This window comes from Chloroflexus sp., from assembly GCF_034432675.1.
In the GTDB taxonomy this organism is placed as follows: Bacteria; Chloroflexota; Chloroflexia; order Chloroflexales; family Chloroflexaceae; genus Chloroflexus.
Window position 1 is genome coordinate 1 of record NZ_DAOUBI010000037.1, and the last position, 18,917, is coordinate 18,917.

At 56.1% G+C, this 18,917-nt stretch carries 14 protein-coding genes; 3 read left to right on the top strand and 11 right to left on the bottom strand.

The annotated features are described in order from the left end of the window. Positions 1–198: 198 nt before the first annotated feature. Complete coding sequence (locus VAE55_RS03125; protein ID WP_012259041.1) at positions 199–579, top strand: thiol-disulfide oxidoreductase DCC family protein; 381 nt, start codon at positions 199–201, stop codon at positions 577–579. Between the two features lie 410 nt (positions 580–989). On the opposite strand, the gene VAE55_RS03130 is transcribed toward VAE55_RS03125, so the two are convergent. From VAE55_RS03130 to VAE55_RS03170, 9 genes are all read right to left on the bottom strand, one after another. Further along, positions 990–1,994: a Uma2 family endonuclease gene (locus VAE55_RS03130; RefSeq protein ID WP_322814357.1), complete on the bottom strand. Its 1,005-nt coding sequence runs from the start codon at positions 1,992–1,994 to the stop codon at positions 990–992. Positions 1,995–2,696: 702 nt separating this feature from the next. Continuing rightward, entirely contained in the window at positions 2,697–3,425 is a 729-nt protein-coding gene (locus tag VAE55_RS03135; protein WP_012259042.1) for an NUDIX hydrolase, read from the bottom strand. 60 nt (positions 3,426–3,485) lie between these two features. Next, positions 3,486–4,466 (bottom strand): glucokinase, encoded by a 981-nt coding sequence (gene glk, locus VAE55_RS03140; protein ID WP_322814358.1) that lies wholly within the window; start codon positions 4,464–4,466, stop codon positions 3,486–3,488. Positions 4,467–4,546: 80 nt separating this feature from the next. Next, a complete protein-coding gene (gene rpe / locus VAE55_RS03145; RefSeq protein WP_322814359.1) occupies positions 4,547–5,218 on the bottom strand; it encodes a ribulose-phosphate 3-epimerase in 672 nt (223 codons plus the stop codon). 27 nt (positions 5,219–5,245) lie between these two features. Then, positions 5,246–5,965, bottom strand: a complete 720-nt coding sequence (gene rpiA, locus VAE55_RS03150) for a ribose-5-phosphate isomerase RpiA (protein ID WP_322814360.1) — start codon at positions 5,963–5,965, stop codon at positions 5,246–5,248. A gap of 30 nt (positions 5,966–5,995) precedes the next feature. After that, complete coding sequence (locus VAE55_RS03155) at positions 5,996–7,753, bottom strand: M61 family metallopeptidase (RefSeq protein ID WP_322814361.1); 1,758 nt, start codon at positions 7,751–7,753, stop codon at positions 5,996–5,998. 1,020 nt (positions 7,754–8,773) lie between these two features. After that, the gene (locus tag VAE55_RS03160; RefSeq protein WP_322814362.1) at positions 8,774–9,712 is read right to left on the bottom strand and encodes a molecular chaperone TorD family protein; all 939 of its coding nucleotides are present in this window, start codon (positions 9,710–9,712) and stop codon (positions 8,774–8,776) included. Further along, entirely contained in the window at positions 9,709–12,672 is a 2,964-nt protein-coding gene (locus VAE55_RS03165) for a molybdopterin-dependent oxidoreductase (RefSeq protein WP_322814363.1), read from the bottom strand. Before VAE55_RS03165 ends, VAE55_RS03160 begins: the two co-directional genes overlap by 4 nt. Positions 12,673–12,685: 13 nt before the next feature. Continuing rightward, entirely contained in the window at positions 12,686–14,365 is a 1,680-nt protein-coding gene (locus VAE55_RS03170) for a 4Fe-4S dicluster domain-containing protein (RefSeq protein ID WP_322814364.1), read from the bottom strand. 1,027 nt (positions 14,366–15,392) lie between these two features. Here VAE55_RS03170 and VAE55_RS03175 point away from each other — a divergent pair. Then, entirely contained in the window at positions 15,393–16,274 is an 882-nt protein-coding gene (locus VAE55_RS03175) for a LysR family transcriptional regulator (RefSeq protein WP_322814365.1), read from the top strand. A gap of 217 nt (positions 16,275–16,491) precedes the next feature. Here VAE55_RS03175 and VAE55_RS03180 read toward each other — a convergent pair whose 3' ends face one another. Then, positions 16,492–16,776 carry a DUF427 domain-containing protein gene (locus tag VAE55_RS03180; protein ID WP_322814366.1) on the bottom strand — a complete coding sequence of 95 codons (285 nt, stop codon included), beginning with the start codon at positions 16,774–16,776 and terminating at the stop codon, positions 16,492–16,494. Positions 16,777–16,887: 111 nt separating this feature from the next. Here VAE55_RS03180 and dprA point away from each other — a divergent pair, with 111 nt between their 5' ends. Next, a complete protein-coding gene (gene dprA / locus VAE55_RS03185) occupies positions 16,888–17,973 on the top strand; it encodes a DNA-processing protein DprA (RefSeq protein WP_322814367.1) in 1,086 nt (361 codons plus the stop codon). Between the two features lie 18 nt (positions 17,974–17,991). Here dprA and VAE55_RS03190 read toward each other — a convergent pair whose 3' ends face one another. Further along, on the bottom strand, positions 17,992–18,465 hold the full coding sequence (locus tag VAE55_RS03190) for an NUDIX domain-containing protein (protein ID WP_322814368.1): 474 nt from the start codon (positions 18,463–18,465) through the stop codon (positions 17,992–17,994). Between the last annotated feature and the right edge of the window lie 452 nt (positions 18,466–18,917).

Sequence of the window (18,917 nt, forward strand, 5' to 3'; positions counted from 1 at the left end):
CCAGTCAGGTTGCCATCAGTACAGGTATAATGATAGAGAGCGATAAAACCGCTTGATTCAACCTCTTCCAGGAGAGTGATATGAGTCGCAAACGTTATCAGCAATGGTTTCGCATCCTGAGTGCCGTCATCATCGGCATTCTAGTTCTGGCATTAGTTGTAACGGCAATTGTGCCGTACTGATCGATAGAAAACACCTATGCGCTACACAATGCTTTACGATGGCAACTGCCGGATATGTCGCAGCCAGGCCGCATTGATTGCCGGTTACGATGATCACAACCAGATCGAGCTACTCGACGCCAACAGCACTAGTGCGCGGGAACGTTTTCCCCAGATCAGCCATGAAGAAGCGATGGGGCAATTGCATGTCGTCGGTCCAGACGGTACTATCTACCGTGGTGCCGAGGCAGTACGCGAAATTCTCTTACAGTTACCGACACTACGCGGTTTAGGTGAACTCTTGCGTTTGCCCGGTGCCCTGACACTGGCCCAACCGGTGTACGAATTAATTGCCCGCAATCGCTATCTCTTCGGCGGTAGCACGACGTGTGATGATGATGCCTGTCGGCGTCGTTGATGTCGTGTTCGGGTGTCAGCAACCCAGGTCGCTACCTTTGTCACCACAGAGGACACAGAGGATAGGTATAACCTGAGTTGCTACCGTGAGGCGTGATGTAGCGCATCGATGGGAACTGGATGCTCCTCACATCGTTCATGCAGGTACACCACACGGTGTTGCACACAACGTCGTGCTGTTTATCCTGGCAGTCAGACTCCATGGCATGCCCATAGTATAGGCGGCAACTTGAGTTATCAGTAGTAATCTGATCGATATGCGAGCCCTGGCGTCGAGAAGTTGAACGAGATTCTACATCCTGGCTCCGCAGGCAGCTAGTTCGGGACACCACCTGAAATAGGGAAACTCCCGAATCGGCTGCGTATGTGACAAGCCCATTCGCCACACGCCATACTGCACTCCTGATAACACTATCCATTGCCGTGCAATCGACGTAATGTTTCCTCAAGCGCGCGTAGACGAGCTTCGACTTCCGCCCGTGCCGCCGCTTCTGCCGCTCGTGCTTCGGCTTCACGGCGGGCCTGTTCTTCAGCGGCGACGCGAGCCTCGGCTTCACGGCGGGCCTGTTCTTCAGCAGCGGCACGCGCTTCGGCTTCACGGCGGGCCTGTTCTTCAGCAGCGGCACGCGCTTCGGTTTCACGGCGGGCTTGTTCTTCAGCCAGGCGTGCCCGCTCCTCGGCTAGCGCCCGGGCTGCCGCTTCCTGGCGGGCACGCCGCACCACCTCAGTGTAGTCGCCGATCTCCGCCCCCTGCTCGTCGTAGCATACCACGTGGTCGCCCACAATTCCGACCCAGAGCCGGGCTATCGCCAGATACACCCGCCCATTCGCGTCAAGCTGCTGGCGCACGTAGCGATCCCCGACCAATCGATAGTCCAGTAAGCGCAGCCGTCGTGGCTCGGAGCGGGTGGTATCGACGATCACGTACTGCGCCACCTCTGCCCATGCATAGTGCTCAACCTTGGCCTCCAGATCATTCTGGCGGGTCTCCGGCGAGGTAATCTCAATGATGAGTGCCGGACGCCGTCCTTCCTCCTGTACATCGAAGGTGCTCCAGTTCCGCCGTGCGGGGAGACCGGGAATGACCGTCACGTCCGGGCTGTGCGGGCGGAGGTTGGGCACGTCCCAGGCGATACGCACATCGGTGAGCACGACGGCTATTCCCGACGACTCCAGGCGCTCCCGCAGCACACTGGTGAGATACATCCGGTCGGTTTCGTGACGGTCGCTATGCACGATGACGTCTCCCACCTCCGGATGGAGGACATCCTCGAGGGTGAGCGGCACCTGTTCGAGATGATGGGGGTCGTCGGGGGTGGGGCGGGGCACAAAGCGCCAGCCGTAGCGAAACGGGTCGTCGGCAGGGGCTGTGCGTGGTGTGTGCGCACGGGTCAGATTGGGCTTGAGGTGGGTCATCGTGATACCTCCCTGATGATGTTGGTATCGGCGTGGAAGCGGTGTTGGAGCAATATTGTACCACACCGGATCGCCGGAGTGCCGGGTGATGCGTGTGGGAGAGAGACGGTCTGTCGGTGGTCGGTGCGCAAAGGCAGCAGTGACGAGCAATTGGGAGAGCATGCTGGATCATAATGCGCTCCTGAGCAGAAGCGGTGTTCTCTATATAAACCGGTTCAGGAGCGCAAACGTTGCGCGGAATATAGTGAGTAAATCAAATCTTGAATGACATCATTCGGATCGTTAGACCCATGCTGGCGTACTGCCGGCGTACTACCAGTGCGTTTATGGCTTAGATGGTTTGTCAGCGGTACACGAACCGGTTCACGGGTTATCACGCTCAGGCACAGCGCCAGCGAGATGGGTGATGAGTGGGTAACGGTGGTGTTGTATCCACCAGTGCCCTGCGACATGCCCCGATCCTATTTCATCTCTGGGGGTGGGAACTACCGGTGACAGATGGCTCCTGCTGTCGCGTGTTGGCTCAGGGGAGCGATATACCGTTGGTGGCGGGCACGGCGGGCTGTTGCAGATGATGAGTGAGCCGGAGTCTTGCACTCCCGGCGCATACCAGCGCTTGCGCACTTCAGCACGGGTACGACACCAGAATGAGGCATATTGACGGTCAAGATTTGGTATAGCACGCTAGACGTGTCATTTGGGTCAACTCACCCCTTCACGGCGATCCTCGCGCCAGCGGAAGACAAATTGCTTATCGCCGGATCGATCACGGCGAAACCGCCAGAGGCGGGTTGGTCGCCCACGGCCTTCACGCATATAGGGTGTCTCTTCCAGAATGCCGGCCTCTTTGATCTTGCGGTAGAAATTGCCCTTGTCGAGCTTTTCCCCCAAAATCTGCTCGTAAATGTGTTTCAATTCGAGGATCGAGAAGAGTTCAGGTAGCAACTGAAACGCCAGCGTCGTATACTCAAGCTTCGAGCGCAACCGCGAGAGAGCATAGGCCAGAATCTGATCGTGATCGAAGGCCAACGGCGTGGGCAGATGGTCAACCGGGAACCAGCGCACATCGCTGTTTTCAGCGCTCACCCGGATCGTCTGTGCATCAGCGCGTACCAGTGCAATGTAGGCCACACTGATCACACGGTGACGCGGATCGCGCTGAACATCGCCGAAGGTGTAGAGCTGCTCAAGGTACACATCTCGTACCCCAGTCTCCTCTTCGAGTTCACGACGTGCAGCCTCTTCAAGCGATTCGTCAAGCCGGATGAAACCGCCCGGTATCGCCCAGCGTCCTTCAAATGGCCAGCGCTTGCGCTGTACCAGTAAGACGTGCAGCGTGCGATTGATCAGGCTAAAGATGACCACATCGACAGTGACAGCCGGCAGTTGATATTTGCTGATGTCGTAAGGTACCGGACGTTCATCCTGCATGATCGATTATCTCCCTCCGTTGTGATTTAGTGTTATTTATACACTAAAATGTTAACCGTGTCAACTCATTGCTGCTGCTGCTGCGCCGAGAAGACCGGCTTTCGGTTCGAGGATGACGTGAATCGGCACCTGGCTTAGCAATTCACTGAAACGCCCTTTGTCACGAAAGACCTGCAAAAACCGTTCACGCTTGATCAATGGCAGCATCCGTGGTGGTAAACCGCCACCAATGTATACGCCGCCAGTTGCTAGTACCTTTAGCGCCAGATTACCGGCTTCGGCAGCCAGAATGTCAACGAACAGTTCAAGGGTGGTGCGGCATACCAGACACATCTGTTCGGTTGCCATCCCGGACTGGACGATTACTGGGGTGGGATCACTGGCAGCGGCCAGTTGCTCGGCGACCGCCGGCGTTTCGCGTTGGAGCAGTCGGTCACGCACAAAAGCGTATAAATTCGGTATGCCAATGCCCGAGCAGACACGTTCGTAGCTGACGTGATTATACCGTTGATGCAGGTAATCGAGTAGATCTTTTTCAACCTGATTGCGGGGCGCGAATGTCGTGTGACCGCCTTCAGAGGGGTGCGGGCGATAGCGTACCCCGTCCCAGGTGAGAAATGCCTCACCCAGACCGGTACCGGGGGCGATGACCCCAATTGCGCCACCAGCAATGACTTGCCCCACAGTAAGCGTTTCCAGATCAGCAGGTTCGAGAATCGGAACCGATTGGGCAATCGCTTCCAGATCGTTTAACAGGCGTACCGGTGCGCCGTTTAACACCGCACTCAATCTGGCTGCGTCAATTGTCCAGCTCAGATTCGTGATACTGGCCCGTCCGCTGACCACCGGCCCGGCGACGCCAAACGCTGCGCCCTCAATGGGAACCGGATGTTGTTCGCGAAACTCAGCAATCATCGTCTCTAAATCGGGATAACGCGCACTGGCAAATGTCTGTTCAAAAACCGGATGATGTGGTCCGGTCGCCTGATCAAAGAGGGCCAGAATCGTCTTTGTGCCGCCGATGTCACCGGCCAGATACATAGATCACCTGCATCATTTCAACACATGTCTTGTCCACAAGAGTAAGGTTCTGTTTTGACCCGCATGCATCCTTTAGTCCATCACTTACCCGGAATGGCCTCACCCAATGCTATGCGCAGCTCGCTAATGGCATCCGGGATTGGTTGCGGGCCAAACACCGCCGATCCAACGACTGCCACCGTCGCACCGGCAGTTGCACAGGCGGCGATGGTGGTTGGATTAACCCCACCATCAACCATAATCTCCACCGGACGATCACCCAGCAGAGTGCGCAGCCGCTGTACTTTTGCGAGTACCGACGGAATGAGCGTCTGTCCGCCAAAACCGGGATTGACCGTCATTAACAAGATGAGTTCTACCTGATCGATTAGCTCTTCGACCATGCTGAGAGGGGTTGCCGGGTTGATGGCAACCCCGGCTTTTTTACCCAGATCGTGGATCATTTGCACGGCCCGATGCACGTGAGGCGTCGCTTCAGCGTGGACGGTTATCAGATCGGCGCCGGCAGCGGCAAAGTCGGCCAGGTAGCGTTCTGGCTCAACAATCATCAGGTGAGCATCGAGTAATGCTCCGTATTGATCGGCTAGTGGTCGCAATGCGCGAACAATCAGCGGACCGAAACTGATATTCGGCACAAACCGGCCATCCATCACATCGAGATGAATCCAGTCAATACCGGCAGCACAGGCCGTGGCAACCTGATCGCCCAAACGCGCAAAATCAGCCGTGAGAATTGAAGGCGCAAGCCGCATAGCATCCCTGTTATTGTGAATGAAAGACTAACAGGCTATTGTACCGCAATCGCTGGTGGTCACGTGCTGCACACCGTCCGGGCCGGCCACAAAGAGATCGGTTGCCAGACCAATGAACAGACCGTGTTCGACAATACCGGCTCGCGCTGATAGCTGATCTGCCAGCGCTGCCGGATCGTTGAGTGGGCCGCACGCCCAATCGAGAATAAGGTTTCCCTGATCGGTACGGAAGGGTTGACCATCGGCCTGCAGGCGAAGCTGCACCGTTCCGCCCTGTGCCGCCAGCCAGCGTGCAGTAGTGCGCCAGCCAAAATCGACGACTTCGAGCGGTAAGGCAAAGCGTGTGCCGAGGGCTGGTGACAGTTTGCTGTCATCAACAATAATCGCGACCCGCCGACTGGCCTGCGCGACCATCTTTTCACGCAATAGTGCTCCGCCACCACCTTTTATCAACGACAGTCGCGGATCAACCTCGTCGGCGCCGTCAATGGTCAAATCCACCGCAGCGACTTCGTCGAGCGTTGTAAGCGGAATACCCAGTTCGCGAGCCAGTTGGGCAGTGCCCTCGGCACACGGTACACCAACGATGTCGTTCAGATCGCCCCGGTGCAGACGTTCGGCAATCATGCGTGTGGCGTAGGCGGCAGTACTGCCAAAGCCCAACCCGATCACCATCCCTGGCCGTACCAGTGCTACCGCCGCTGCTGCCGCCATTGCTTTGCGTGTCTCAGTTGACGTTGTATTCATCGTCGCTGTCACTCTTGTTCTGTGAAGTGCCTAGACCATTCTTTGCAGCCACGCTGAACGGGTGTGCAATTGGGCAGCCGTCGGCGCTGCTACATTGACCAGTGATAGCATATCATATGGCGCGACAGCCAGTGTCACCGGGACTTCAATCAATGCATCTCCCCGGAAGAGGGTCAACCGCACGACATCACCGGGGTGACGTTCAAGCAGTCGTTGCTGCAAACGCTCTTCATTGACGCGCCAGCCATCGAGAGCAACCAGCTCATCATCGGCATATACCCCCGCCTCGTAAGCAGGGCCGTCGCTACGCACTGTAGCCACAATGGTGCGCTCACCCTGTTTCTTCCAACTCACACCCAGCCATGCCGGTGGCTGACCATCGGGCCGTGGTCGGCGGTATTGCCAGCGCGGTTCCAACCCGACAACAGCCAGCGCTGCTGCATAATCCAGTTCTTCGACACCGACAACATAGCGTTCGTAGAGCGAACGTAAGCCATTGTCTGTACCGCCAATCGCTTCAATTGCTGCCAGTACTGCGCCGTCCTCCGGGATGCCCGGTCCGGTGATTGGGTAACGCTGGTACAAATAGCGCATCACATCGTCGAAGCTGCGTTCGTTATTGGTTTGCGCCCGGATCGCCATGTCAAACATCCAGCACACCAACGCACCTTTCAAATAGTACGAGATGCTTGAATTGATACTGTTTTCATCGGGACGGTAGAGCTTAATCCAGGCGTCAAAACTACTCTGTTCGAGGCTCTGGAGACGGCGACCGGGTTGACTCTGCAATTGGACGATCTTCTCTGCCAGTTTTTGCAAATAACGCTCTTCACTCATCAGTCCGGCTCGTACCAGCAGCAAATCGTCGTAATAGCTGGTGGCGCCCTCCATCAACCACAGGAGTCGGGTGTAGTTCTCGTTTTGATAATCGAACGGCCCCAGGGGTGCCGGGCGCAATCGCTTGACGTTCCAGGCGTGAAACAGTTCGTGCGAAGTCAGACTCAAATAGCGCTCGTAGTTCTCACCGAATGTCCAGCGGTCAACCATATTGGTAGCACTATTGCGATGCTCGAGTCCACCACCCTTGCCATCGGTCAGATGCACAATGAAGGTATAGTCGCGGTAGGGTAGACTACCGAACATTGCTCGCTGCACCTCAACAATTCGTTTGGTATCGGCCAGCAATCGCTCTTCGTTTTCGTTGCCGTGGCCCCAAATGGTAATAGTGTGTGGGACATTATCAACCGTGAAGGTGAGCAAGCGATGCGTTCCGCATTCAACCGGGCAATCGATCAATTCATCGTAATCGGTGGCCTGGAATGAAGCGCGCTGCGGACGCGCCGGATCGGGTGGTAACGCGGTCAGGCCGGTCGTCACCTGCCAGCTAGTGGGTGGGTCGACGTGCAAGATCAATGGTTCCTGAGTGCGACCGTGGACATACATAAACACATTTGCGCCATTGAAATAGCCGTGCGATCCGTCAAGATGACTGGTACGCACAGTAAGATCAAATGCGTATACTTTGTAGGTCACTATCACCCGCGACGCAGCACCGGCCTCGACCAGCCAGCAATCTTTGCGAATTTTTCGCCACGGCAACCGCACACCCTGCGCGTCAACCGCTTGAAATTCCTGCACATGGCGTGCAAACTCACGAATCATATATGAACCAGGAGACCATGCCGGTAACGATAGGCGAATCTCACCAGTTTCGTTACGTTCGATCTCGATCTGCACATGAAAGAGGTGGGAATGCGGCATTGGCATCGCAATCGTATAGGTGATCATGATGAAGCTCCTTGTCCAAAGCTATCGAAAAGAGCATGAATGTCGGTGCATGACAGGCAATTGTTCGTAACAATAACCTGCAAAACCGGTGAGCGTAACGTTTCTCACGTGTTTGTGAGATGTGCAAACACACCCAAGTATAGCATGGCAGTGCACGGGGGCTGAAAGCGAAAAGGCCGGGTGGATTCTGGTGGAGGAGAGTTCATGAGCCGTGATCCGACAATTCCCCTGTCACCATCCCTAAGCGTTGAGATGCCAAACTGGCATTCTCGCTCCGCATGCAGTGAGATCACGTTTCGGCGACGATACCGTTACCGGGCAGTGATGCCCGTGTCGCGTGGTATGGAGTGCGGCAGCATGGCTGCCGCACTAGCCGCACGCACGATCCGACGCGGATTGCAGCGGACTCCCGTGCCGGTACGTGTCTCTGATGATAGGGATGGCTGAACGCAGGCCAGCATCCTGCCCCACAGCGTGCTGGTGCCGGTGGGACGCAGGGGTGGGTTCCGTAGGGGCGGGTTCTCAACCCGCCCCTACGGACTGTCGCGTGGGTCTCACGTCACGAACGGGAAGCGGATAGTCGCAGTGGTGGCGGAGGTAGATGGTGTATTAGACCGTGGCGCAGGCTTCTAGCCTGTGCACCAGCGGCCACGGCCAGCACATAACTGCGGTATTGGGAATGCCTGCACGCGGGCTGGAAGCCCTCGCCACGGGGAGCGCTTGCAGCCCGGCCTAACGCAGCGTGACATGTGGGTAATGCATAGCCTGCACTGCGGTAGAGGGGCCGGGGGTGAGGGCTTTCAGCTCATCACCAAGCCCTTCCGCTTGCCCGCGCTCACAGGTTCTGTTCGTCCTTGAGCCGTTGGGGTCGGAAGACACCAGTTCAAGGTGTGTCTCTGATATTGTGCAGTGAGCAACCTCGCGTGGAGTCGCACTGGTTGATAACGACAAGCAAATTGCACAGGCGCAAGCCTGTGCAGTCGCGGCTGAAGAGTGCAGAAGACCGAGTCTCGTGTAAAGCTAGGTGCTGATCAAGCGTTGACTACGCTCCAACCGCTCGATCCACGGGGCGAGAAATGGTTGCCAGGCCGCCTGCCCATCAATCAGCAGAGACAACCTTTGTGCTTCGGCTGACATCATTTCTTGCAGGGCAACGATTAATCCGTCTGCTTGCTCAAACTCGCCGGCAGTCTCGAAGAGGGTGCGCATCATCGTGAAGCGATCCCCAATTGGGATTGAAAATCCGAGCCGGCGGGCCAACTGTGAGCAATCGGCGCGACTGAAGAAGATGCCGGCGTGTACCGGTGTGATGAGATGACGTATCAGCGTGTTGAGGTCATCTGTTTCCGGCGAGGCAGCGCTCGTTGCGAGCGGAATGTATGAGCGAGATGAGGACGGTACCGGTTGAAGACGCTCCAGTTCGCTCTCGATAAATTCTACCGCGAGGGTTGTCAGGGTTTGATAGAGTGGATGACCGGGAATGCGCTGCACAGCATGCGCCCAAACCGGCACCCAGACGGCGAGATGGTTGCTGAGAAAGGACGCTGCGTGTTGGTGTGCCCAGTGCTGCAATCCACTGTCGCCATCGGCCAGAGCTGCTGCTTCAGTGGCGATCAGGCGGGCAAGAAAGAGGAATTCGACCCCCAAATGGTCGGGAGCGCCAACAGTCTGTGGTGGCGTAAAGCCACAGGTAGCGTAGAAAGCCGCCACCTGATCGGCGGCTGCGGTGTTGAGCATGAGTTCTTCGTCGCGGTAAAGCGACTCGTAAGGGTAGACATTGCGTCCGAAGGTCTGCTCATACGCAACCGCCAGGCTCTCCGTTTGATCTGTCATCACCGTTGCCAGTTCGGGCAGTGCCACTGCCTCCGCCCAAAGCTGAGCGGAAGGCGGTGCAATGAGCAGACGGCCAATGACATCGGCCAGAGTCTGGCGGGCTACAAGGTCAGCGGTATCGTTCACGATTTTTTCTCCGGCAGGAAATACGCCTCACGGGCCGGGCGGAACGGTCGCAACAGCCAGTGTGGCCGACGCATGCCGTTTGGTGACACCTTGCTTGCCGGTCGCGTCATTGCCAGCCATTCACGGTAGACTTCGTGTGCCCGTTTGGTATCGACATAAATGTCGCCATAGCGGTCGTTCGGGCCGGCTGGTTCGAGGCGTACTTTCTGATGCCAGCAGTGCATGCCGCTGATTGGATCAGGGTGTACGGCAAAGGTCAGGTTCTGATGCACACCGGCATCTTCCCACCAGATGCGCGAGGTGTCGGGATCGTCGCTCTGGTAGGGGCGGATGCCGTGAAGCTGCCGCATACGCCATTCACCTTGACCCTCTTGTTTGAGTTCGACCAGAGCAGTCGAGAGCCGACCGCCGCCATCTTCCTGGAGCCGCCATCGCCCTAGATGGTGCGAACAGGCGATGACACCAGGGCGAATGCCTTCTGTCACCCAAACCCGATCAACGAAGTAGCCGATCTCGGTCACGACTTTGATCAGGTCACCGGTACGCAAGCCGAGCCGTTCGGCATCGCTGGTGTGAATCCAGACCGGGTTCTTGTGGCTGATCTCGTAGAGCCACTTGGCATTCCCGCTGCGGGTGTGAATCAGTGTGGGTAGTCGGAAGGTAGAGAGCAGTACCGCCTCATTCTTGCTCCGGTCAATCTTGCTGGGATGTACGTGGCTATGAATGTACGTAGGAATAGCGTACTCCGGCCATCCCCAATCGCGTAAGGTAGTTGAGTAGAACTCAAGCCGGCGCGACGGGGTGGGGAAGCCAGTCACAATCGAACCATCTTCCAGTTTGATACCGATTGGTCGGCCACGTTCGGGATCAGGCTCGAAGTAGGGCAGTGGCGTAATGTTCGATGATGGTGGTGCTGGTGTCCTGGTGTAAACGATACCGGTATTCGGATCAATCGTCGCGTCGCTCAGGTCAGCCGCACTGAGCGGTTTGTCGAAGGTAGGTTGCACGCCTTTACGCAGCTCGAATGCACCGTAGCGCCGCATATATTCCAGCGGGGTTAATCCCTCTTTTGCCGCGGCTTCGGGTAGACCCGGCACGTGGTTCTCGAACATCCAGCCGTAGAACTCGTCAACAGTGATCTTCTGACCAGGTCGGTACGGGCTTTCAAAGGTTTTACGAATCCCTAGACTGCCATCGGGATCAATCCGCCACGACAGCTCAATCCAGAACTCAACTTCTTCCCAGACTTCACCAGGATTCGCTTCACGGGTATCGTTCACTGGCTTACCCAGTCGGCGCATTGCTTCGCGTAGAACTGGCTGACGGAAGGCAATCCAGCAGCCGGCGTGCGTCTCCTGGCTCATCACATCGTGGCGTTCGGCACCGACACCCATCGGCAAGATGTAGTCGGCGAACCAACCCGTCTCGCTCCAGGTTGGTGAGAGATGAACGTGGAGACCAATTTTGCTCTCATCGGTCAAGACTTCCAGCCAGCTCATGCCATCGGGGTTTGTCCAGAGCGGATTGTAGACACGGGTGAAATAGGTGTCAACCTTACCCCGCCCTTCTTTCAGGAAGTGCGGGAGCAAAATGCTCATTTCGTAGAAATTGAGCGGATACTCCTGTGGCCAGGTCAGCTCATTCCAGACCTTCACGTGGGGTGCCATGTTCGGGTGACGCGGAATCCACTTGTCCCACACATTGGCCGATGTGCCACCTTCGACCCCAATCGATCCGGTCAGGACATTGAGGAACCAGAGACAACGAGCAATCATCCAGCCGCCAAGGTTGGCACTGGTTGCGCTGCGCCAGCTATGAGTGGCGAGTTTGCCTTCGCAACGGGCGATGATTTTGGCTACACGCTCGATCTGCTCAGCACTGACTCCACTCTCCTGGGCCGCAAACTCAAAGGTGTACTGCGCGTACAGCTCTTGCAACTTCATCTCGAAATGCTCAAAGCTGACTGGTAGATCGGGATGTTCGGCCCGCAGATAATCTGCCCAATTGACCCAGCGGCGCACAAAATCGCGATTGTACTGCCCGGTACGAATGAGATAATTGGCAATCGCGAGCAGAATTGCCGTCTCGCTACCCGGCCACGGCGAGAGCCACTCATCGGCTAGTGAGGCAGTATTCGAGAGGCGGGTGTCGAGCACGATGAGCTTTGCGCCGGCCATCTTACCTTCCATAATCCGCTGGGCGTGCGGGTTGAAATAGTGGCCGGTCTCAAGATGCGAGCTGATGAGGAGAATGACACGTGCATTCGCGTGATCGGGTGAAGGCCGGTCGAGCCCCATCCACATCGCCTGCCCACAGCGTGCACCTGACGAGCAGACGTTGGTGTGCGAGTTGTGACCATCGACGCCCCATGCCGGCAATACCCACTCCATAAAGCCATCGTGACCGGGACGACCAACGTGGTAGATGATCTCGGTCTGGCGCTTCTCGATAATTGCTTTGCGCACACGAGAGGCAATATCGTCGAGCGCTTCGTCCCACGAGACGCGCACCCATTTGCCTTCACCACGCTTACCGGCCCGCTTCAAAGGATAGAGAATCCGGTCGGGGTCATAGACCTGATTGAGCGTTGCCGGCCCTTTCGCACAGTTGCGACCGCGACTACCGGGGTGGAGCGGATTGCCCTCGAACTTTTTGATCTTGAGGGTTTCGACATCAACGTAGGCCAGCAGTCCACAGGCACTCTCGCAATTGAAGCAGACCGTTGGTACCAGCGTGTAGCGGCGGGCCACCTTTTGCGGCCAGGCTTTGGGATCGTACTCCGTCCAGTCTTGCCAGCGTTCGACCGGTGGGTAGTCACGCAGTTCCTGGCTACCGGTTAGCGTTGCGGTGGGCGCAGTGCTCGTGACATACGCCTGTACCGGTGGTGTGAGCGGCTCGACCCGCGAAGGTGATTGTTGACCAAGTGTTCCAAGCAGACGATGAAGGAGTGATGTCGCCATGATGATACCTCACTTAACTGTTCGGCACGTGTTGCGGCGCCATGACGAAAGCGTATTCAAAGGCGTACAACCCGGCAATTGCGGCCAGTCCGGCTACAGCCAGGAGTGGCATCGCCAGGATCGGGACAATGAACGCCAGGATGATACACAGCACCGGGAGAACGTGACCGAGGGCAATCGCTCCTTGCCAGAAGTGGTTGCGGTAGCGGCCGTGGCTAATATCGTGCGCGGCGCGGGCAGCAACTTCACTGGCATGAGGGATACCGAACTCACCAATCAGGAGCATAAAGAGATCGATCAGCAAACTACCGGCAAAGAGCCAGCCGAGCAGGGTGAGAAATGCTGCCGGCATAGCCACAAACGGTGCGAGCAACAAGAGTGTACCGGCACCAACCATTACTGCCTGTACCAGGAGATGGGCCGGCAAGAGGGGGCTTTGCCACAGGTCACGCCCCTCGGCCTGCGCAAAGAGGAACGCGGTATAGATAGCTGCAAGCACCGCCAGGGGCATCCCGATCCAGGCCAAGATTGGCCGTATGCCTGAGACAGAGTCTTCTGGCCAGATATTCAAGGCAGCGCCAGCTTCAGCCAAGAACCACAGTCCGCCAATCAGCGTAAAGGCAATCAGGATAAACGCCCCGCGCGTCAACCAGCTCCGCCATTGTGGGCGGGTGAGAATGGTAAAGAACAGATGCGGCTTTTCCAGATCAAACACTAGCAGAGCGGTTGTAATACCAATGAAGAGCAGACTTACAAAGAGCGCAATTGCCAGCAGTGGTGCAGCCAGCGGCGTCAGCCCAAGACCAACAGCGGCGGCCACTGCGAGAAAGACACCACTCCCAATCCCTTTTGTCACCAGATATGCCGGTACCGGCCAGTGCCACGGAATCTTGTGTTGAGCGTTGTAGCCGGTTTGCACCATGTGACCGGCCACCCGGCCACCCAGCATCAGCGCACTCTGACCACTTCCCAGCCCCTGTTCACGCGGCGGGCGGATCTTTGCTCCCGAAGCCGCAGTAAGCGGAATAACCTCACGGGCATGTTGTTTTCGTCCGTTTGTATGGTGGTGACCAACCAGTTGCTCGCTCACCACATCAGCCCACATAAAGGTAGAACTGGTCGTCGAGGCGGTTGGCGTCAACGTGGTTTGGTCAGCATCAATGTAAAACAGCTTGGGTGCGGTGCCCTGTTCAGGCTTGCGCACCGAAACCGGTTCACGGGCAATTAATTGGCTGATCAGACTATTGGGATCATCGAGATCGCCGGAGATGATCGCCTGTTCGGGACAGACAATTTCACAAGCCGGTTTCAAACCCTGATCGATACGGTGCGCACAGAAGTGGCACTTCGCCGCATTGTGGCTCTCTGGATCAATGTAGATGGCGTCGTAAGGACAGGCCTGCAAACAGGCTTTGCAGCCGATGCACACCTTTGGATCAAACTCTACAATCCCGTCGGTGCGCTGATACATGGCTGTGACTGGACAAATGCGAACACAAGGTGGATTGGCGCAGTGGTTACAACGTGTCACCTGAAAATGGCGCCGAGTGGAGGGGAAGGTACCGGTTTCAACATACTTTACCCACGTGCGGTAGACACCAAGTGGAACTTCATTCTCCGACTTGCAGGCAGTACTGCATGCGTGGCAACCGATGCACTTCCGCTGATCGATGAGGAAGCCGTAGTTTGTCATGGCCAGCTCTTTCTGGCTATAGCATAAGAACCTCGACTAGGTAAATAATAGCAGAGGCGCATCTATCGAACAAGCAGATTTTTTCGATAAAAAATATCGAAAACATGCATACATTATCGAAGATAGCTCTTTCATATGCCTTCCATCCTGCAAACGGATCGCGTTGTAATACCAGGAAAGAGACCTGCCTGGAGGCGTGTCCACTTTGGGATTACTGCATGCTGCAAGCAGGTAGTCAAGAGTGCTGACATACGTTTGCATCTGGCGGCTGTTCAGGAATGTTGGGTTGTCTGGTTGACTGATGGTGTGCGGAGAGGCATTGCGGTCACTCTGCCGGTCATAGGTACAACGCATAGTTTCGTTATCATCAGGCTTGTCCACGACGAGATTGGGTTGGTGTCGGCGTCGCCCCTACTGTTACGCTGGTATCCAGCCGTGCATCGTTCAAGGGCAGCATCAGGGTGATAGCTGGCTGGCGTATCACTGTTCTGTCGGATTTGATATAAACCGGTCGTCACCTGGATTCTCATCAGCTTCTATCATTTCAGCACAACAACATCCATGCGGTTCACAGCCAGTTGACCTTCTTGTCTGCAAGATTGATACGTTTGGTGCATACGATCTCAGCTCATTGTGCATAAAATAAGGTATCTTTGCGTGACGTATTCTCACGAAGCGATACACTCCGTATGCAACGGGCTAACCAAACTCTTACCTTTTTCGTAATGCCTGCACCGGCTGGCGCACTCTCGAAAACCAAACGCTGCGTTACGCCGACCTGCCGCTATACCTGATTGAAGAAGGAAGCGGCTACGGTTGCGTTAGTGATCAGAAGAGACATATCTGGCATACATGCTGGCATGCCTACCACAACAGTGAATGTCTGTAATGAGGGAGCAGAGGTAATAATGACCGTTTCTGGCGTGTTGCCTCATTGCATAGAGTATGTCAGTGGGAAGTGACGTATTCGCAGAAAGGGCCAGCTATGGTATATATTGCATCAGGAATAAAATTGTTAGGAGGCAAAGTGACACTTAATCTGCATTTACTACGCATTTACGTTGCCGTGCTTGAACAGGGCAGTTTCACGAAAGCAGCCGAAGTTCTCACGATGAGTCAATCGGCGGTATCGCGGGCAGTGCAAGAGCTGGAACGTCAACTTGGCACGACCCTGCTCGAACGGCGTGCGCGCGGCGTAGCCCCAACGATGGCCGGTATTATCCTGGGTGAGCATGCCCGACGCATCTTCACGCATGAGCGACTGGCTATTGAGGCGTTGAACGAACTACGCGGTCTGCAACGAGGTCGGCTGGCAATTGGGGCAAGTAGTACGATTGGTATTTACCTGCTACCTCCACTCCTCGGTAACTATCATCGTCGGTATCCGGGTATCGAGTTGTTCCTGGATATTGGCAATACCCAACAGATTATTGAACGCCTGTTATCCTATCAGATTGATGTCGCTTATGTGGAAGGGCCGGTAGCAGCGAACGAAGATTTGCAGGTAGTGCCGTGGCGGAGTGATGAGATGGTTGTGATTGCCTCGCCCGATCATCCACTTACCCGTCGGGTTACTCTGGATTGTTCTGATCTTCAGGATGCCCCTTTCATTATGCGTGAACCTGGCTCAGGCACACGTAAGGTGATGGAACAAGCACTGGTAGCACACAACGTGATGGTACGTCCGGTGATGGAATTGGGGAGTACCGAAGCCGTGAAGCAGGCAGTGAGTGCCGGATTAGGGTTGAGCATGGTCTCACGCTTTGCGATACAATCTGAACTGATTGCCGGTAAGCTGCGGGTACTCAATATTTCTGGTCTCAATATACAACGTCAGTTGAGCCGCGTCCGTCTGCACGACCGTCCTCAGAGTCTGGCCCTGGAAGCTTGGTTTAAGAATCGTGGCTGAGGTATTGACGTCCGCGCTGGATATCACCCCTCAGTTGTATACCTGCCTCTGCAGCAAGGTATGGTTTGTATCAGAGAGCTGACTGGCGGGTACGGGATGCGATCATTCCCGGTAAATTGATCCGGTAAGCAGTTATTTCTGGTCTGCGAACACCAGTGTGCCTGAACGTGTCAGCTCATAGGTTCGTTCACCTTCCAGACCAGTTACCCTCTGTTCGTTACACCTCAATCCGCACTCCACGCCAGAAGGCAATATAGCCGGCTATCTGCCGGGCTTCTTCTTTCGGTGTCGGGTAGTACCAGGCTGCATCGCGATTCACCTGACCGTTCACCACCACGTCGTAGTAACTGGCCGTCCCTTTCCACGGGCACACCGTATGGGTCTGGCTGTCACGCAAATATTCGCGACACACCGATTCCGGCGGGAAGTAGTGATTACCCTCAACGACGATGGTTGTTGGGCTTTCGGCGATCACGGCACCGTTCCAGACTGCACGGGGCATACGTTTCCTCCATCACGTATCGCAATTTTTTTCATGATGCCACAAGTCGCGCACCTTTTGCGGGTTAAAACCGGTTCTATTAATGGGAAATCTGTCCAGAGGATTTGATGTATGGATGATATTGTCCGCTACTATCTCGGTTTCAATCTGGTACCCGGTATTGGCCCGTTGCGGCTGGCCCGCCTGATCGAACGTTGTGGCTCGATTGCCGAGGCGTGGTACGCCGATGACGCGGCGATGGTTGCTGCCGGCCTTGATGCGCGTAGTATGGCCGGTTTGCGTGCAGTTCGCGAGAGCATCGATCTCGATGCTGAGCTGGCACGGATTCGGACTGCCGGCATTACGCTGGTGGCAGTTGTTGATCCACTCTATCCACCTTTGCTGCGCATGACTCCGGCACCTCCGCCACTGCTCTACCTGCGCGGCACACTTACGCCTGCCGATCAGCGGGCGGTCGCGATTGTTGGTACGCGCCATCCCAGTCATTATGGACGTGAAGTAGCACGACGACTGGCCCGTGATCTGGCGACTGCGGGAGTGACCATTGTCAGTGGCCTGGCTTTAGGCATTGACACAATTGCCCACACTGCCGCACTGGAGGCTGGTGGCCGCACAATTGCCGTGCTGGCCAGTGGGGTTGATCGGATCTATCCTGAACGCAACCGTGCTCTGGCCGGGCAGATCATTGCATCGGGAGCATTGTTAAGCGATTATCCACCAGGCACCCCGCCGGCACCGCTCAACTTTCCACCGCGCAACCGTATTATCTCCGGGCTGAGTCTGGCAACGATAGTGGTTGAAGCCAGTGCGAACAGCGGTGCCCTCATCACCGTCCAGTTTGCTCTCGATCAAGGGCGTGAGGTGATGGCCGTTCCCGGATCAATTTTTAGTCCGTTGAGCGTTGGTCCGCATCGCCTGATCCGTGATGGGGCTGTCATTGTTACCAGCGCCGATGATGTGCTGGCAGCACTCAATCTCGATCAATGTGGTGGGACGTTTGAACCGTCGCTAGAACTTGCACTGACTGCGGAAGAAGAAGCGATCTATGCAGTGGTAGAGGCAGAACCGCAGCATATCGATATTATCGGTCGTGCTGCCGGTCAATCCGCAGCGGCGACAGCAGCAGCACTGGCCTTGTTAGAGTTGAAAGGATTGGTACGGCAGGTTGCCCCGCTCTACTACGCACGGGGCAGATAACCTGCCTGACAGTATGTTCTAGAAGTCAAAAGCCGCCTCTGGCCGGTTTGCGAACGCATCGGCCAGCATTCGGCGGGTGCGGGTGAGCAGTGGTGGCAGATGATTGGGGTCAAAGAACCCTACATTCACATTTTCATGACCGACCTGTTGGAGTTCACCACCAACAATACGGGCAGCAAAAAAGATTGCCAGGATTTGCGACTGATCACCGTTGGGGTAACTCCAGGCAAAATCGGGGCCACTATAAATGCCAATCAGTTTTTCAGGTCGCAACAGCAGACCGGTCTCCTCGCGCACCTCCCGTACCAGGCCCTGGGCCGGCGACTCATCGAGGTTAATCGTACCACCCGGCACATCCCATAGCATTACATCCGCCCGCCGACAGAGCAGAATCTGGCCGACTTCATTGCGCACAAAACCACTTGCCCGTACCTGTAAAATTCGCTGATGACCGACGTAACTACGCAGCCAGCGCGTATATTTGACCGTCATAGCCCGCTCCTTTGCTCGAATTGCCGGCTATTATAGCAGAACTGCGTAGCAGCAGGTGCGAGGGAAGTGGTGAAAAGGGCATAAAATGCCACGATTGCGCCGTATGTTATCTGACAGAAAAGCAGACGCCGAAAACGAGCCTGGACTTCAAGACGTTGCTGTTGTACCCGTCGGCTTCCAGGCTCTAGCACCAGGATGATGTTTAGTTTTGCCGAGAACCTGTTTCAAAAAACATCTCCTATGAGGGTATCTCATTCGTTGCCGAGCGACTCCAGGATCGTGACGAGAACACCCTGTATCCACGTGACCAGCGGGGTCAACGACCTGACACGTGCCAGAACGTGAGCACGGCTGGCGCGGCAGCATGGCTGCCGCACTCCAAACGCTGCGTCACGCGCATGACCGGCGGGTAAGGCACCCCATCCAACGAGCGAGGGCACCGGCGATGGTCA

Excerpts from the sequence above, each read along its gene's own strand:
- VAE55_RS03180 (WP_322814366.1), bottom strand. The coding sequence starts at position 16,776 with ATGCCCCGTGCAGTCTGGAACGGTGCCGTGATCGCCGAAAGCCCAACA.
- VAE55_RS03190 (WP_322814368.1), bottom strand. The coding sequence starts at position 18,465 with ATGACGGTCAAATATACGCGCTGGCTGCGTAGTTACGTCGGTCATCAG.
- VAE55_RS03155 (WP_322814361.1), bottom strand. The coding sequence starts at position 7,753 with ATGATCACCTATACGATTGCGATGCCAATGCCGCATTCCCACCTCTTT.
- VAE55_RS03125 (WP_012259041.1), top strand. The coding sequence starts at position 199 with ATGCGCTACACAATGCTTTACGATGGCAACTGCCGGATATGTCGCAGC.
- VAE55_RS03135 (WP_012259042.1), bottom strand. The coding sequence starts at position 3,425 with ATGCAGGATGAACGTCCGGTACCTTACGACATCAGCAAATATCAACTG.
- rpe (WP_322814359.1), bottom strand. The coding sequence starts at position 5,218 with ATGCGGCTTGCGCCTTCAATTCTCACGGCTGATTTTGCGCGTTTGGGC.
- VAE55_RS03130 (WP_322814357.1), bottom strand. The coding sequence starts at position 1,994 with ATGACCCACCTCAAGCCCAATCTGACCCGTGCGCACACACCACGCACA.
- VAE55_RS03165 (WP_322814363.1), bottom strand. The coding sequence starts at position 12,672 with ATGGCGACATCACTCCTTCATCGTCTGCTTGGAACACTTGGTCAACAA.
- dprA (WP_322814367.1), top strand. The coding sequence starts at position 16,888 with ATGGATGATATTGTCCGCTACTATCTCGGTTTCAATCTGGTACCCGGT.
- VAE55_RS03170 (WP_322814364.1), bottom strand. The coding sequence starts at position 14,365 with ATGACAAACTACGGCTTCCTCATCGATCAGCGGAAGTGCATCGGTTGC.
- glk (WP_322814358.1), bottom strand. The coding sequence starts at position 4,466 with ATGTATCTGGCCGGTGACATCGGCGGCACAAAGACGATTCTGGCCCTC.
- rpiA (WP_322814360.1), bottom strand. The coding sequence starts at position 5,965 with ATGAATACAACGTCAACTGAGACACGCAAAGCAATGGCGGCAGCAGCG.